Annotated in this window: 7 protein-coding genes and 8 pseudogenes; 12 read left to right on the forward strand and 3 right to left on the reverse strand. The window is 68.1% G+C overall.

Translation table 11 applies throughout. The features are described 5' to 3' along the window. From IPK27_10990 to IPK27_11020, 7 genes and pseudogenes are all read left to right on the forward strand, one after another. Positions 1-597 (forward strand): annotated as a pseudogene (locus tag IPK27_10990) (hypothetical protein). Positions 598-675: 78 nt separating this feature from the next. Beyond that, positions 676-997, forward strand: a pseudogene (locus IPK27_10995) (septum formation initiator family protein). An 869-nt stretch (positions 998-1,866) separates the two neighbouring features. After that, positions 1,867-2,295 (forward strand): annotated as a pseudogene (locus IPK27_11000) (2-C-methyl-D-erythritol 2,4-cyclodiphosphate synthase). 114 nt (positions 2,296-2,409) lie between these two features. Then, positions 2,410-3,102, forward strand: a complete 693-nt coding sequence (gene truD, locus IPK27_11005; GenBank protein MBK8068126.1) for a tRNA pseudouridine(13) synthase TruD — start codon at positions 2,410-2,412, stop codon at positions 3,100-3,102. 322 nt (positions 3,103-3,424) lie between these two features. Beyond that, a pseudogene (locus IPK27_11010) lies at positions 3,425-4,056 on the forward strand (pit accessory protein). Between the two features lie 28 nt (positions 4,057-4,084). Beyond that, positions 4,085-5,164 (forward strand): annotated as a pseudogene (locus IPK27_11015) (inorganic phosphate transporter). Positions 5,165-5,341: 177 nt separating this feature from the next. Then, positions 5,342-6,253, forward strand: a pseudogene (locus IPK27_11020) (isopenicillin N synthase family oxygenase). Here the strand turns inward: IPK27_11020 and IPK27_11025 are convergent. After that, positions 6,240-7,685, reverse strand: coding sequence for a hypothetical protein (locus tag IPK27_11025; GenBank protein MBK8068127.1), 1,446 nt, complete (start codon positions 7,683-7,685; stop codon positions 6,240-6,242). The pseudogene IPK27_11020 and the gene IPK27_11025 sit on opposite strands and share 14 nt — an antisense overlap. A 142-nt stretch (positions 7,686-7,827) precedes the next feature. Here IPK27_11025 and zipA point away from each other — a divergent pair, with 142 nt between their 5' ends. The 3 genes and pseudogenes from zipA (at position 7,828) to genX (ending at position 11,751) form a co-directional block, all read left to right on the forward strand. Next, positions 7,828-8,577, forward strand: coding sequence for a cell division protein ZipA (zipA, locus tag IPK27_11030; GenBank protein ID MBK8068128.1), 750 nt, complete (start codon positions 7,828-7,830; stop codon positions 8,575-8,577). Positions 8,578-8,586: 9 nt separating this feature from the next. Next, positions 8,587-10,688, forward strand: a pseudogene (gene ligA / locus IPK27_11035) (NAD-dependent DNA ligase LigA). Between the two features lie 115 nt (positions 10,689-10,803). Next, positions 10,804-11,751, forward strand: coding sequence for an EF-P lysine aminoacylase GenX (gene genX / locus IPK27_11040; protein MBK8068129.1), 948 nt, complete (start codon positions 10,804-10,806; stop codon positions 11,749-11,751). A 143-nt stretch (positions 11,752-11,894) separates the two neighbouring features. Here genX and IPK27_11045 read toward each other — a convergent pair. Continuing rightward, positions 11,895-13,019, reverse strand: a pseudogene (locus IPK27_11045) (sigma-54-dependent Fis family transcriptional regulator). After that, positions 12,992-13,411 carry a sigma 54-interacting transcriptional regulator gene (locus IPK27_11050; GenBank protein MBK8068130.1) on the reverse strand — a complete coding sequence of 140 codons (420 nt, stop codon included), beginning with the start codon at positions 13,409-13,411 and terminating at the stop codon, positions 12,992-12,994. The pseudogene IPK27_11045 and the gene IPK27_11050 overlap by 28 nt, the downstream one beginning before the upstream one ends. A gap of 1,025 nt (positions 13,412-14,436) precedes the next feature. Here IPK27_11050 and IPK27_11055 point away from each other — a divergent pair. Continuing rightward, a complete protein-coding gene (locus IPK27_11055) occupies positions 14,437-14,787 on the forward strand; it encodes a hypothetical protein (protein MBK8068131.1) in 351 nt (116 codons plus the stop codon). Between the two features lie 222 nt (positions 14,788-15,009). Then, the coding region (locus tag IPK27_11060) for a hypothetical protein (GenBank protein MBK8068132.1) at positions 15,010-15,563 on the forward strand (554 nt) is incomplete at its 3' end.

Here is a 15,563-nt window from a genome sequence, read left to right on the forward strand (position 1 = left end):
GATGTGCTGCTGGCCTGGACGTCGCCTCCAGCGAATCCGCCAAGGACGGCCGCTACCACCTCGCCTCCGAGGACCCGCTGGCTGACCAGCGAGCAGTTTGTCGACCACCTCGAACCTTGGGCGCGCCAGTTCCTGATCGTGAATCATCGAGGATGGTATGGGCGAGAGCGACTGGGCTGGGTTGAAACCGCGACCTGAGCGCTGCCGCCGCACTCCATGCCAGCTGGTCGGCGACGACCTCTACGTCACCAACACCAAGATCTTCCAGCAGGGCATCGACCAAGGCATTTCCAACGCGATCCTGACCCTGCCGAACCAGATCGGGACGCCCAGGGAGACACTGGCTGCGATCGCGCCATGGGGGACCGCTCAAATATGCGGCGATCGTGTCGCACCGATCGGGCGAGACCGATTACTTCATCATCGCCGACTCCGTCGGTATTTTCGCCACCGCGACCCAGATCAAGACCGGCTCGCTGTGCCGCAACCGACCGCGTGGCCAAGTACAACCAGTTCAAGCGCATCGAGGAAGCGCTGGGTGCATCTGCATCGCCACGCTTATCGCGGCGCCTTCCGCTTCGGCCGTTGAGGCGCTGATTCCCCGGATGCGCTGGCTGCTGCTCCTGCTGTTGCCTGCTCGTCGCACTGCAGTACCAATCGTGGTTCCGCGGTGGCATGAACGACGTCTGGGAAACCTGGAGAAGGCGTTGGAAGTGCAGCGTCGAGGAACGAAAAGGCTGCGTCAGCGCAACGAGTAGCGCTGGCGGCGGAGGTCGAGGACCTGAAGACCGGGCGCGATGCGATCGAGGAACGCGCGCGTTCGGAACTCGGCATGACCGGGCAGGGCGAGAATGGGATCCAGTGGTGGGCGAGCCCAGCCGCGCGGCTGCGGTTGCGCTGTGCGCAGCGAGGAGCCGATCGAGTGATCTGGGCGGTGGTGCCGGTCGTCGCCAGCGGGCCGCTGGCAGCGCGGAGCCGCCCAAACAGTACGCGCTGATCGACGGTCGGCCGTTGCCGTGCGCGGGACCCTGGAACGCCTGGCGGCGGTGCCGCAGCTCAGCGGGCTGATGGTGGTGTGCTGGCTGCCGGACGATCCGCACTGGCCGGGCTGGGATGCGATATATCCGGCAAACCGCTGTTGACCGCCACCGGCGGCGCCGAGCGTGCCGATTCGGTGCTCTTCGGCCTGGGCGCGCTGCCCGCGGTGGTTTGAGACAACGATTTTGTGCTGGTCCACGATCGCGGCAAAGGCGTCTGCGCACGGACGACATCGAACGCCTGACCCGGCTCGCGGGCGCTGCCGACGGCGGCCTGCTCGCGGCGCCCGTGCGCGCTGCACCCTGCTGCTCGACCGATGGCAGGGCAAAGCCGAGCAGACCGCAAAGCCCTGCAGCGAACTCTTCGCGCGCCCTCACTCCGCGCAGATAAACCGCCGCGGCGCGCGCTCGTGCGTGCGCTGGAGGCGCTATCGTTCAAGACCGCCAGCCGACCGACGAAGCGCAGGCGATCGAATGGGTTGTACGGCCGTCGTTGAATGGAAGGCGCTTGGCGGTCAACCCCGTTGCAGCAGACCACGGCGCGAGACCTGGCGCTATGAAGCGGTTGCTTGAGAAGTGTGCAGCAAAGTGCCAGCAAAAGCGGAAAGGAGGAGTTGCTTTCGGGCGAGCCGGAGTCCACTGGCGTTGTGGCCACCTCCGCTCCAGTCGAATGTTGCGGAACCGAGCTCCGGTTCTTGCTTTTCCTGTTTCACTTTTTCCTCTACTTGCACATCACTCCAAAACGAATCTGCCAGACTACGACCCTGCACCCGCGCATCGCGCACTGGTTACGACGTCCACGCTCTTCGGGCCGGGCGCAGACCATGTGATGCTGGGCGGCGTGCGGATCGCGCATGGACGTGGGCTAAAAGTTGGCGCATTCGGATGGCGATTTGGCGCTGCACGCGCTGTGCGATGCGCTGCTCGTGGCGCTGGCGCTGGGCGACATCGGCAAGCACTCCCGCCGTCCGACGACTGCTGGCGCGGGGCGGACAGCCGCAAGGCTGCTGCGGCATTGCCGCGCCCTGGTCGGGGCGCGTGGCTATGCGGTGGGTAACTGCGACATTGTGGTGGTTTGCGAGCGGTCGAAGCTGGCGCCGCATCGTCGCGCTGGATGCGCGAGCGGGATCGCTGAGGACCTCGAATGCGAGGCGACTGCGTCAGCGCTCAAGGCCACCACCGGAGAAGCCCGGCTTTACCGGTCAGTGAAGAGGGCATCGCCGCGCAGGCGGTGGCGCTGCTGGCGCCGCACGCATGACGCTGGTCTGCGCACGGCGGGTCGCCGCTGACGGCGAGCCTGAAGGCCAGCCCGGAGATTTCATCGTCGAGGAGACCCAGTATCCAGGCGGACGGGCAGGGCGAATACGATTTGTTGCGCATCGAGAAGCGCGGCGCGAATACTGAATGGTCGCGCGTGGCTGGCGCGATTCGCCAGGTGCCGCAGGTGGCGGTGGGCTTCGCCGGGCTGAAGGATCGCCACGCGGTGGCGCGCCAGCATTTCACCGTGCAGTTGCCGGGGCGCAGCGTCGACTGGTCGTTGCTCGACATGCGCGGCGTGCGCGGGCTCGACGTCGCGCGCCATTCGCGCAAGCTCAAGCGCGGTGCGCTGGTCGGCAACGGCTTTCGAACTGACCTGCGCGGCATCGAGGGCGACCGCGAACGCGCCGAAGCGATCCTCGCCACGCTGCGCACGGCCGGCGCGCCTAACTACCGGCACCCAGCGCTTCGGCCACGCCGACGGCAACCTGGCGCTGGCGGCTGTTCGCCGGCGAGTCGCTCGGTCGCAGCGACCGGTGCCTTCGCGCTTCCGCGGCGCGCAGCGCGATCTTCAACGCGGTGCTTGACCGCCGCGTGCGCGAGGGCAGCTGGAACCGGGTGGTCGCCGGCGATTTGTGCAACCCGGTGGGCAAACGCGCCTGGTTCGGGCCGGCGATACCGGACGAGACCCTGGCGCGGCGTTGTGCCGAGGGCGAAATCCATCCGACCGGCCCGTCAGGGGCGCGCCGGCGCCGTGCGCGGACGCCTGTGCCGCGCTCGAACAGGATTGCGCGGCCGAATTCGCTGATCTGGTCGCCGGCCGGGAGTCCGTCGGCATGGAACCGGAGCGGCGCGCGTTGCGCATGATCCCGGAGTCGCCTGTCTGGGAGTGGCCTGACGGCACGCTTGGCGAGGCGCCCACGCAGGAGCCTCCCGTGCCCCCATGCCCCGTGCCCCGTGCCCCAGGCTTTGCGCCGCGCTTCACTCTCCTGCTGGGCGCCTACGCGACCAGCTTGATCCGCGAATTCATCGAGGTCGGACTCCAGTTGCCCACTGGCGTCGACACCTGACTGAGCGAGCATCCGCGCGCTGTCATCTTTCCTTCACATGCGCCAGGCGACGGGGTTCCCATGTTTTCGCGCAAAACGATCTTCGGCAAGGGCGATCGCTTCTTCGCATTGCTGCAGGACAGCGCCGCCGCCGCGCTGGACGCCACCCGCGCACTGCTGGCGCTGGTCGAACGCAAGGCCAACCAGCCCCTCGCTGGAGGAATTCCGCCTGGCGCGCGAGCGCGAGCGCAAGGTCGCCGAGGAGATCCGCACGGAGCTGGTGCACACCTTCGTCACCGTGCTCGAGCGTGAGGACATCGAGACCCCGGGCAATGCGCTGTACCGCATCCCGGAAGACGCAGGAGAAATTCGCCGAACGCTATGCCCTGGCGGGCGAGCGCATCCACGGCGTGGATTCCTGTGCCGCGGGCGAAGATGCCGGCGGACGCGGCCGAGGTGGTGCTGAAGATGGTCAGCGAGCTCAAGGGCATGAAGCTGGAACCGATGAAGGCGCTGTCCGACCGTTTGCGCGCCATCGAGGTCGAGGCCGATCGCCTGATGCTGGAGCTGTACCGCGAGCTGTATGCCGGCAGTACGACCCGATCCAGACCTTCATGGTCCACGATTTCTACGGAGATCCTCGAAAAGGCCATCGAGCGCGCTGCCGCGAGGCGGGCGTGGTGACCTACCAGATCGTGCGCAAGAACAGCTGAGGTCGCCGTGGCACTGACGCTGCTCCTGCTGCTGATTGTGGTGGCGCTGGTCTTCGAGTTCATCAACGGTTTCCACGACACCGCCAACTCGATCGCCACCGTGGTCGCCACCAAGGTGCTGACGCCGATGCAGGCGGTAGGCCTGGCCGCCAGCATGAACCTGATCGGCGCGCTGGCCGGCGAGGCGGGCGGCAAGACCATTTCCAGCGGCCTGGTCGATGCCAATGGTGACGATCACCTCCGGCGCGCTGCTGCGCGCGCTGCTGGCGGCGATCGTGTGGAACCTGATCACCTGTGGTGGGTTTGCCATCGAGTTCCAGTCACGCGCTGATCGGCGGCCTGTGCGGCGCCGCGCTGGCCGCTGCGGCCGGGAATACCGATGCGCTGATCTGGCGCAGTCGGCCGAGCCCCGGCTACAAGGGCGGCGGCCTGTCTCTACAAGGTCGTGGTGCCGATGATCTCGTCGCCGATCGCCGGTTTCCTGCTCGGCATGATGATCTTGGCCTGCTGTTCGCGCTGGTGGCGTTGATGGCCAGGAGCGGCGGCTGGCTCGCTGGCTGGCGCGACCGCGCTGGGTCAACGCCTTCTTCGGCAAGGCGCAGTTGGTGTCGGCCGCGTACATGGGTTTCGCCCACGGCCTGAATGACGCGCAGAAGACCATGGGCATCATCGCGCTGGCGCTGATCGGCGACAGGCCACCGGCACCCTGGACGGACTGCCGGACATGCTCGCCTTCCCGCATCCGACCATGACAAGGAAGGCATCGACACCTGGATCAAGATCACCTGTGCGCTGGTGATGGCGGCCGGTACCGCCGCCGGGCGGCTGGCGCATCATCAAGACCCTCGGCCACAAGATGGTCAAGCTGCACCCGATCCACGGCTTCGCCGCGGAGACCGCGTCGGCGACCATCCTGTCGGCGGCGGCGACCCTGGGCATGCCGGTCTCGACCACCCACAGCATCTCCACCGCGATCATGGGCGTGGGCTTCGCCAAGCGCGCCAACGCGCTGCGCTGGACCGTGGTCGAACGCATCCTGTGGGCCTGGGTGTTCACCATCCCGGTCACTGCGGTGCTGGCTTATGCGATGGTGTGGGTGACGCGATGAGGCGCTGGCGCGCCAGTGGCGAAATGTGAGAGAAACGTCAACCGGAGCACGCTTCGATTGACGTTTACGTTTCACATTTCACTTCCGACTTGACCCTGACCCACCACTCAAGGCGCCGCAACTAGACTCCGCGCATCTCCTCACGCGAGTCCACGGCCATGGGCGTCCCCACTCGACATCAGCCGCTTCGATTCCGACCGCGACGCCTTCGTCGCCGACCTGGGCCGCGCCTACCGCGAGTACGGCTTTTGCGGCATCAGTGGCCACGGCATCCCGGCCTCCCTGATCGACGGTGCCTATGCGGCCTTCGAGCGCTTCTTCGACCTGCCGGATGCGGTCAAGCGCCGTTATCACGTGGCCGGCGGCGGCGGTGCGCGCGGCTACACGCCCTACAAGGTGGAGACGGCGAAAGACTCCAAACATGCGGATCTGAAGGAGTTCTGGCACATCGGCCGCGAGATCGCGCGTGATTCGCAGTACGCCACGATCATGGGCGAGAACCTCTGGCCCGAAGAGGTGCCCGAGTTCCGCACGCTGGGTTATGCGCTGTACCAGGGCGCTGGACGACCTGGGCTCGCGGGTGCTGGCCGCGCTGGGCGCTGCATATCGGCTTGCCGCAGGACTGGTTCGCCGACAAGACCCATTTCGGCAACTCGATCCTGCGCCCGATCCACTATCCGCCGATCACTGAAGACGAGATCCCGAACGAGCGCGCGGGCGCGCACGAGGACATCAACCTGATCACGCTGCTGGTGGGCGCCAGCGCAGAGGGGCTGCAGGTGCTGACGCGCCAGGGCGACTGGCTGCCGGTCACTACCTCCGGCGATGCCATCGTGGTCAACATCGGCGACATGCCGCAGCGCCTGAGCAACCACGTACCCGTCGACCAGCCACCGGGTGGTCAACCCGACCGGTCCCAAGGCGCGCGAGCCGCGCTACTCGGTTCCCTTCTTCCTGCACCCGAACCCGGATTTCCTGATCGAGACCCTGCCGCAGTGCATCACGCCGGACAATCCGAATCGCTATCCGCAGCCGATCACCGCGAATGACTACCTGATGCAGCGGCTGCGCGAGATCAAGCTGATCTGAGGGTGCCACGTCCGCGCGCCCGAGAATCGGGGCGCGCGTCAGCTCTTGCCAGGCTCTTCGTTGGTGCGCATGCGCGCAAGCATGGCGCGGACCTTGAGGCGAAACAGCGCCGCTTCGCGCTCGGCGTCGGCGGATTGCGCGGAGTCTGGTTCCGGCGCAACAGGCATCGCGTCCTGTGCCGGAGGCAGCGGAGCCGCGACGGGAACCGCCGGCGCAGCAGCCGGGCGCGGTGGCAATGGGGCAGCAGGCGCGGCGGGGCCCGCGCGGCAGCGGCGGTCGGGCCAGGAACTGGCGCAGCGGGCAGGGGTGGCTGGGTTGCCGGGCGCGCCGTTGACTGCCTGGGCGCAACCGCCGGCGCGGGTCCCGAGGCGACCTGGGGCGCAGGGACGGCGGGCGATGGGACCGGGGGCACTGCGGCCGCGGGGGGCGTGACCGGCGTCAACGATCTGGGCGAGCCGAACGAGAACCCGTCGATCGACTCGTCCGCGTCTTCGAACCGGTCCAGTCCGAGCTTGCTCTCGTCGAACTCGATGACATCCACGGCACTGACGGGCGCTGGTGCCGGAATCACCCCAGGCACGAAGGTCGCGGTGGCGAGCGAAGGCGGTTCAGGCTCTGGTGGCGCGGACACGGGCCCCGGCAAGGTCTGCGCCACGGGCGGTTGCACCTCCGGCGGCGCGGGCGAATGCGCCGTCGCCAGGATGACCGGATCGGCTGCCGCTGGCGCGGGCGTCGCTGCAGCAGCGGGCTGCTCGCGGCGCAGCTTCTGCTTCAGTTCCTCCGGCAGTTCCTCGGAAAACAGTGAATCGTCCTCGCGCACGACAAAGCGGGCGATGCGGTCAAACAAGGCGTCGTCGATGCGCTCCCAGGGAACTTGCTTGCGGCTGCTCCCGAGCCAACTCGCATTGTCCAGCACCATGCGCAATACCGGATCCTCGGCGGAAATCTGCGCCTGCAGGCGCGCCTTGATGTAGCCGCGGGCGTGGAAAGTCGCCGCCGAGAGCTCGCCCTGTGGGGTGCGCTTCTCCTCCTTGATGCCACCCAGGTGGTACTGGCGGAACAGGCTGGTCAGGGTACGCACACGAGTGACGTTGTCCGCTCGAACCGCCGGTGTGCGCTCGGGATCGACTCGCAGCGACCAGGTCATGGTCACCAGAAAGCTGCGGTGACGGCGTTCGTGCTCGACCTTGTAGTCGAAAAACGGCACGGTGCACAGCTCGCCATAGCCCTGGATGGGCATCTGCACCACAAATGCAGGACGGACCTCCAGCAAGGTGGCCGCAAGGCCCTCCAGGTACTGGGTCAGCGCCTTCATCCGCGGCTCGATCTGGGTGCGGTAGCGCGTCTCAAGCGCCTCGCGTTCGCGCGCCACCTGCTCGGCTTGCAGCCGTTGCTGGTCAGCTTCGCGCTTGAGTCGTTCGAGAAAGGACACGCGCCGTCGCCAAGTCAGAACCAAGGATCATGATAACGGGCGCTGCGGTCGCCGCAAGCCCGGATTGAGTCTGCGTCACCCTGCGTTTCGCCTGTGCGCCGTCGTTGCGTATGCTGCGCGAAGATATCCACCGATCGCTGCCATGTCCGCCACAGAATTGCGCGTAGTCCTGCTGATCCTCGGCCTCGTCGTGCTCGGGGTCATCTACTGGTACGGGCGGCCGGCGCGGCGGATGGCCAGTGAGGCGCGCGCCGAACACGCGCGGCGCGAACCGGTACTTGGCGACGGCAGCGATGCCGAGCCCCCGTTTTCCGCCCTTGGGGATGAGCCCTGGCACCGCGACGGCGCCAGTCACGACCTGCCTGCATTCGAGATCGACGGCCTCAGTGAGCGCGAGGACCGACCGGAGCCGTCGGCCCAGCGGGTCGGCCACCGCGAGGCCGCGCCGCACGACCGCATCATCAGCCTGTATGTGGTGGCGCAGGACGGCTACACCCTGCACGGACCGGAACTGGTGGTCGCGGCGGAAAAGGCCGGGCTGGTGCACGGCGACCTCGGCATCTTCCATCGCCTGGTCGACAGCAAGCCCGAGCTGGGGCCGATCTTCAGCATGGCCAACATGGTGCGCCCGGGCGTGTTCGACCTTGCCCAGATGGACAGTTTCAGCACGCCGGGCGTGGTCCTGTTCCTGACCCTGCCCGGGCCACTGTCGGCGTTGGATGCCTGGGACACCATGCTGCCGGCGGCGCAGCGCTTCTCCGACCTGCTCGGCGCGCAGTTGCTGGACGACCAGCGCACGCCGCTGGGACGCCAGCGGATCGCGGCGCTGCGCGACGAGTTGCGCGCGTACGACCGCAAGCGCGAGCAGTTGCAGATCAAGCCCGGCTGGTAGGCCCCGCGCATGTCCAGCGAAGCTCAGATTGCGGACCGCATCGCCTGGCTGCGCGACGAGATCCGCGGCCACGACTACCGCTACCACGTGCTCGACGCGCCGACCATCCCGGACGCCGAGTACGACTCGCTGTTCCACGAACTGCGGCGGCTCGAGGAGGCGCACCCGGAGTTCGCGAGTGCCGATTCGCCGACCCGGCGGGTCGGCGCGGCTCCCATCGATGGCGACTTCCCGGCGATCGCCCACGCGCTGCCGATGCTCTCCCTGGGCAACGCTTTCAGCCGCGAGGACGTGTTGGAGTTCGTCGTGCGCATCGAACAGGCGCTTGGGCAGCGCTACATCGAGTTCTCGGTCGAACCGAAGCTGGACGGCCTGGCGATCAGCCTGCGCTACGAAAACGGGCGCCTGGCCTATGCCGCGACCCGCGGCGACGGTGTGACTGGCGAGGATGTCAGCCACAGCGTGCGCACGATCAAGGCCGTGCCGCTGGTGCTGGCGCCGGGCAGCGGCTGCCGGCGGTGCTCGAGGTGCGTGGCGAGGTTCATGCCGCGCGCCGGTTTCCACGAGTTCAACCGGCGCGCGCGCGAGCGCGGCGACAAGGAGTTGGTCAATCCGCGCAATGCCGCCGCGGGCAGCGTGCGCCAGAAGAATCCGCGGCTGGCCGCCGCGCGCCCGTTGGCCTTCTATGCCTACGGCCTGGGCGAGGTCGCTGGCGGTGCGCTGGCAGACACCCACACCGGATTGCTGGCGCGGCTGCGCGCGTTCGGGTTGCCGCTGTCGCCCGAGATCGATGTCGCGGTCGGCGCGGAGGGCTGTCTGGCCTATTTCGAGCGCATCGGTGCGCGCCGGCCGCAGTTGCCCTACGACATCGACGGCGTGGTCTACAAAGTCAACCGCATCGACTGGCAGCGGGAGCTCGGTTTCGTCTCGCGCGCACCGCGCTGGGCGATCGCGCACAAGTTCCCGGCTGAGGAGGCTCTGACGCGGTTGCTCGCGATCGAGCTGCAGGTCGGGCGCACCGGCGCGCTGACCCCGGTGGCGCGGCTGGAGCCGGTGTTTGTCGGTGGCACCACCGTGTCGAATGCGACCCTGCACAATTTCGATGAGGTGGCGCGCAAGGATCTGCGGCCGGGCGATACGGTGATCGTGCGCCGTGCGGGCGACGTGATCCCGGAGGTCGTCGGCCCGGTGCTCGAACGGCGCCCGGCGGACGCCCAACCGGCGCCGCTGCCGCAGACCTGCCCCGAGTGCGGTTCTCCGGCGCGCCGCGAGGAGGGTGAGGCGGCGATCCGCTGCACGGGTGGACTGGTGTGCCCGGCGCAGCGCAAGGAGGCGATCCGTTTCTTCGCCTCGCGCCGGGTCATGAACATCGAGGGCATCGGCGACAAGCTGGCTGAGCAACTCATCGATGCCGGGCTGGTGAGCGATATCTCCGATCTCTACAAGCTGGACCTGGCCACGCTCGCGGGCCTGGATCGCATGGGCGAGCGCTCGGCGGCCAACATCCTGGCCGAGCTGGAACGCAGCAAGTCGACCACCCTGGAGCGTTTCCTGTTTTCGCTGGGTATCCGTGATGTGGGCGAATCCACCGCGAAGGCGCTGGCCAAGCACTTCGGCAGCCTGGACCGGATCATCGACGCCAGCCGGCGCCTCGCGCCGTACTTCGCCGACCCGGCGGCTCTGAAACAGGCGGAGACGAAGAAAGCCTTTGCCGCCGAGCCGCTGATCGCAGTGCCCGACATCGGACCGGTGGTCGCCGAGCGTTTGTGCAGCTTCTACAGCGACGAGCGCAATTTGCGCATCATCGGCGAGATGCGCCAGGCGGGGTGCACTGGCCCGAGACCGACCCGGCGCAGCGCGTCGACGGCCCGCTGAAGGGTCAGACCGTGGTGTTGACCGGCACGCTCGACAGCCTGACCCGCGACCAGGCCGGCGCGCGGCTGGAGGCGCTCGGCGCGAAAGTGTCCGGCAGCGTGTCGAAGAAGACCAGTTTCGTGGTCGCCGGCAGCGAGGCGGGGTCGAAGCTCACCAAGGCGCAGGAATTGGGCGTGCCGGTGCTGGACGAGGCGGCGTTGCTGGCCTTGCTGGCGCAGCATGGGGACATGGGGTGAGTGCCGGAGCCTCGCGCGCAGCCCGGAGTGCGGTCCTCCGGGTACTTGCGGCAAGTAACCGGGGAAGGCGCTGCGCGCCCACCCCGGGCTGCGCGTGGGTGTCGTGAGCCACGATCTGCGCGGTCTGCTCGAGCGTCGCGCGCTGCTTGGCGACACCATCCGCGAGTTCTTCCGCGCCCGCGGTGTGCTCGAAGTGACCACGCCGGTGCTGTCGCAGGCCGGCAACACCGATCCGAACATCGAGAGTTTCACCACGCACTACCGCGGGCCGCAGGCCGGTGGCCCGCCACAGCGCTGGCTGCGCACCTCGCCCGAGTACTTCCACAAGCGGCTGCTGGCCGCCGGCAGCGGCGATATCTACGAGATCGCCTCGGTGTTCCGCGACGGCGAATGCGGCGCGCGGCACAACCCGGAATTCACCCTGCTGGAGTGGTACCGGGTCGGCTTCGACCATCATGTCCTGATGGACGAAGTCGAGGCGCTGGTAGCGGCCGTGGCGGCCGCATTCGGGCGCACGCCCGGCTCCGCGCGCCGGCTGAGCTTCCGGCAGGCCTTCGTCGAGTTCGCCAGCGTCGATCCGCTCGAAGCGGATGAGGACTCCCTGTGGCTGGCGCTCGCCGGCTTCGGCATCGACCGGGAAGGGTTGGGGCGCGACGACGCGCTCGACCTGATCCGCAGCCACATCGTAGAGCCCGCGCTGGCGCGCGAGCCAGCGGTGTTCATCCAGGCCTTCCCGGCCAGCCAGGCCGCCCTGGCCCGGATCGATCCGGACGATCCGCGCGTGGCGCGTCGCTTCGAGTTGTACCTCGGCGGCAGCGAGATTGCCAACGGCTACCACGAGCTCGGCGACGCCGCCGAGCAGCGCGCCCGCTTCGAGCGCGACCTCGCCACCCGCCGCGCGCGCGGCGCGCCCGAGCCCGCCATTGACCAGCACCTGCTCACGGCGCTGCCCGGCATGCCCGACTGCGCCGGCGTCGCCGTCGGCCTCGAGCGCCTCCTCGGCTGGGCGCTCCGCGAGCCGCGCATCGACCGGCTGCTGGCATTTCCGTTCGCACAGGCCTGAGCCGTGATGCTGCGCGCAGCCACGACTTCAGGCCCCGACTCCAGTCGCCTCGCGCTGGCTTCGTCCTGCTCGCGACGGGCCGGAGCGCAGCTCGCGCATGATTGCCGCCGCGTGCGCGGTCCTGTCGGAAACCTGGTGCAGCGTCAGGATGACACATCGGTCGGCGCATTCATGCTGGATCCGCCCTGGACCACCTCGTCCGTTCCGTCCGCGCCCAGCACCCGCCCGATCGTCAGCCCGACCTGACGCAACCTCCAGACCAGCCGGTCGCGACTGATGCCCAGCTCGCGCGCAGCGTCCACGCCGTTGCCGTGCTTGCGCAGCGCCGCGATGCCTTCCTCGAGCGAGGCATCATTCGCCTCGCGTTCGGCCTCCAGGGTTTCCAGCAGGCCAAGCCGGGCCAGGCGCTGGCGCAGGGTCGAGGTGGGTATCGCACGGCCGCCGGTTCCAAAGGCCCGCGTCAGGACCATATCCTCGGCCATGCGCGCGATGATGCCGCGGTGCTCGCGCAGCTTGTCGCGCAACAGCTCCCGCAACTGTGTCGCTTCGGTGCCTCGAGGCAGTCGTCCGGAGGTCGGAGGCGCCTCGATCGCGGACGCTGCAGGTGCAATCGACGCCTCGGGCGTTGCCTCGACCGCAGGCAGCAACTCGGGCAGCACCAGGTCGTCGCGCTCGATGCGCCGGCGCCCGGCATCCAGCATCAGCACGGTGCGTTCGATGGTGTGCTGCAGGCCGCGCAGGTTGCCTGCCAGGTCCCAGGCGAAGCCCTCGAGCAAGGCGAGTGCCTCAGCGGAAAAATGCAATGGACCACTCTCGAAGTGCCGCGCGGCCGCGGCCAGCATGCGCTCGGCGAGCGGCACGACATCGGCACGGCGCTCGCCAAGTGGTGGCAACGTGACCACGAGTTGCCCCAGGCGGAAGTAAAGATCCTCGCGGAAGAGCCGTTCGCGCACCAGCTCCCGCAGATCGCGGTTGGTCGCGGCGATTACCTGGATGTCGACGTTGACCTCGTCGCCCGAGCCGAGAGCCGAATAGCGCCCGGACTCAACCAGCCGCAACAGCCGCGGCTGGAGTTCCAGCGGCATCGAGTTGATCTCGTCGATGAAGAGGATGCCACCGTCGGCCAGCAGTGCCTTGCCGGCGCGGCCGGCCGCGGCGACGTTGAATCCCGAACGCTTCGAGAAGCCGAACAACTCGGCCGCCAGCGCGTCGGCATTCGAGGCCTGGCCGCAGTCGAGGGTCACAAAGGGCCGTTCGCGGCGGCGGCTCGGGAATGAAAGCGGCGTGCCAGGTGCGTCTTGCCGCTGCCGGTCGGTCCCTGCAGCAGCACAGTCACGCGGTCGGCCTTCGCGGCTTTTGCGAGCACGCGGCCCACGTGATCCTGGAACGCCGGGTCGCGGCTCGCGAGCACGTCCAGTTCGGCGCCGAACTGCTCGCTGCGCAGTGCGTCATTGTCCGCCAGCGCTGCCTCGCGCTCGCGCCGCGCCCGCGCGAGCAGTTCGATCAGCGTCAGCAGCCGCTCGCTGATCGCTGCAAAATCCCGCGCCCATTGCTCATCCTCCACGCTGAAGCAGGGGCGATCCTCGCGTCGGTCGAGATAGAGCACGCCGAGGGAAGGCAGGTCGGGCGCGTCTCCGTGGCGCACAAGGTGCGATCGCAATGACGCTGTGGATGTGTTGCCGGTCCATGCTCGTGCTGCGGGTCAGGCCGGGCCGGTCGACCTGCTCCCGACCAGGCCTGGTGCATGGCGCGCCTGAGAATCGTGGTGGAAGCCACCAGGCTGACCGCTGACCCGGAAAGCCGTTCTCCGGAGTCCAGGAAGACCCGCCACTGGTCCTGCCCGGAAGGCAGGGCGATCAGAGCGCGCGAGGCTTCCATCGCCTCTGCCGCACGCCGTGCTGCATCCACCAGAGCTGATTCCCAGTCGCGATCCAGGTCGATGCGTGAGTGCAACAGGGCTCGCAGCTGGTCGAGGGACATGGGAGGTGGCATCGGATATCGCGCTTCCGGCAGCAAGAGTCGCGCCAGCCGTCTGACCCGTTGTCCGGGCCTTGTCGGCTGGGTCCGGCCTAGTGTCACCGAGCCCGGCTCCGGAGAAGACGGAAATGCCGCATATCACGTGAGATGCGGCGCGTCCTGTCGCACGACCCTGTCAATTCACCGGCGGAACGGTCGGCGGCGGCCGTGTGCGAGCAGGCCCGCGGGAAGTGGCCGGCCGGACCCGGAACTGCGCATCAAGGCATGGCGCCATTGGCATGGAACGTGCTGCCGCGGGATGCCGGGTACCGGTGCCGCGATCCCTGAGCTGCGTGCGTTCGCAGAATCCGGAAGCCCCAGGACGTCGCTCGCATCGTACGGAGGAAACATGGCTGGAGTCTGCCCAGGCTTGAAGGATCGATCGTCGGAATGCCGGAATTCGCGCACGCTTCGGCGGGCTATCAGATGCGCTTTGGCGGCCTTGCTCGTACTGGCCTGCGCCACTGCGGCGGCCCAGAGCGGGATTCCAGCGACCCTGGCATACAGCGCCCGGCTGACAGGATCTTCCGGCACGCCCGTGAATGGAACGCTCAGCATCCAGTTCGCCCTCTACAACGTGGCGAGCGGCGGGACGGCACTCTGGAGCGAGACGCAGACGGTCACCCTGGTGGATGGCCAGCTCTCGGTGGGTCTCGGTGAGCCAATCCCTTGCCGGACGCGATCTTCGGCCAGCGGCTCTGGCTTGGCATCAAGGTCGGCACCGACGCCGCGATGACGCCGCGCCCCAAGCTCCACGCGGCGCCGGCAGCCATCAAGTCGCGTTCGACCCTGCAGCGGACGATCCATGTCCCGCTGGTGGGGACGAACGCCGAATCGGGAACCCGGCTCAAGGATGCGCTGGCGCAACTCGCGGGTGCTCCCGGTCAATGGTCGATCGAACTCGACGCCGGCATCTATGACCTCGGCACTGCGGGAATCACGCTGCCTGCCAGCGTCTCGCTGAGGAGGCGGAATCCACGCGACCAACGTGACCAGTTCGTCTGCCGACGCCACCCGTGACCATGAGCCCCTCAACAGCCAGATCAAGGACATACGGGTGTCCAATGGCAACGACGGAACCACCGACATCCTCAATTTCGGCTGCTGTCGGGCCATCCGCATCCCGCCCGCGGCGGCGGGCGCGCGTGTGCAGGACGCCCTGGCGCTGACCGAATCGCCGGGCGCAACTTCAGGCCGGCGCATTGCGATCCTCATCTCGCGAATGCCACCGTCCTGCGCGATGTGGAGGCCATTGCGCGCAACGGCAGCACCTCCGTCGGCCTGGAAGTGTTTGATTCCACGCCGGCTGCCAACACCGTCAACGACGTCACCATCCGGGATTCGACGATTGTCGCTGTCGGGAGTTCCGGAACCCGGGCGCTGGCCGCCTCGCTCGGCAAGGTGCGTGACTCGCGCATCCTCGGCAGTCGGTTTCTCGCGGTCGAAAGCACGCTTTCCAGCGTGGCAGCGAGATTGACCAACACCAGCACGCTGATAAGGGACAGCCAATTCCAGGCGTTCAGCCCGGGTCAGACCGGGGAGGCCGTGGGATTGGCGATCGATTCGACCCAGGGAGGTTTTCTGGAAACCCGCAACATCCAGGTCGACGCCACGGGCGCGGCAGTCGCCACCGGAGTCTCGCTGGAATCAGAGGCGTTGCCGACGGCTGGTCGAGTCAATTTCAATGGCCCGCTGATCGTGGTTGGCGGGGCCCCGGAGTTGCGCGGCATTTACTCGCGGGGCATGGCATTCGACATCCGCCAGGGCTCCGTGTTCGTCAATGGCGGCGCGGCGCA

The organism is Rhodanobacteraceae bacterium (assembly GCA_016713135.1).
GTDB lineage: Bacteria > Pseudomonadota > Gammaproteobacteria > Xanthomonadales > SZUA-5 > JADKFD01.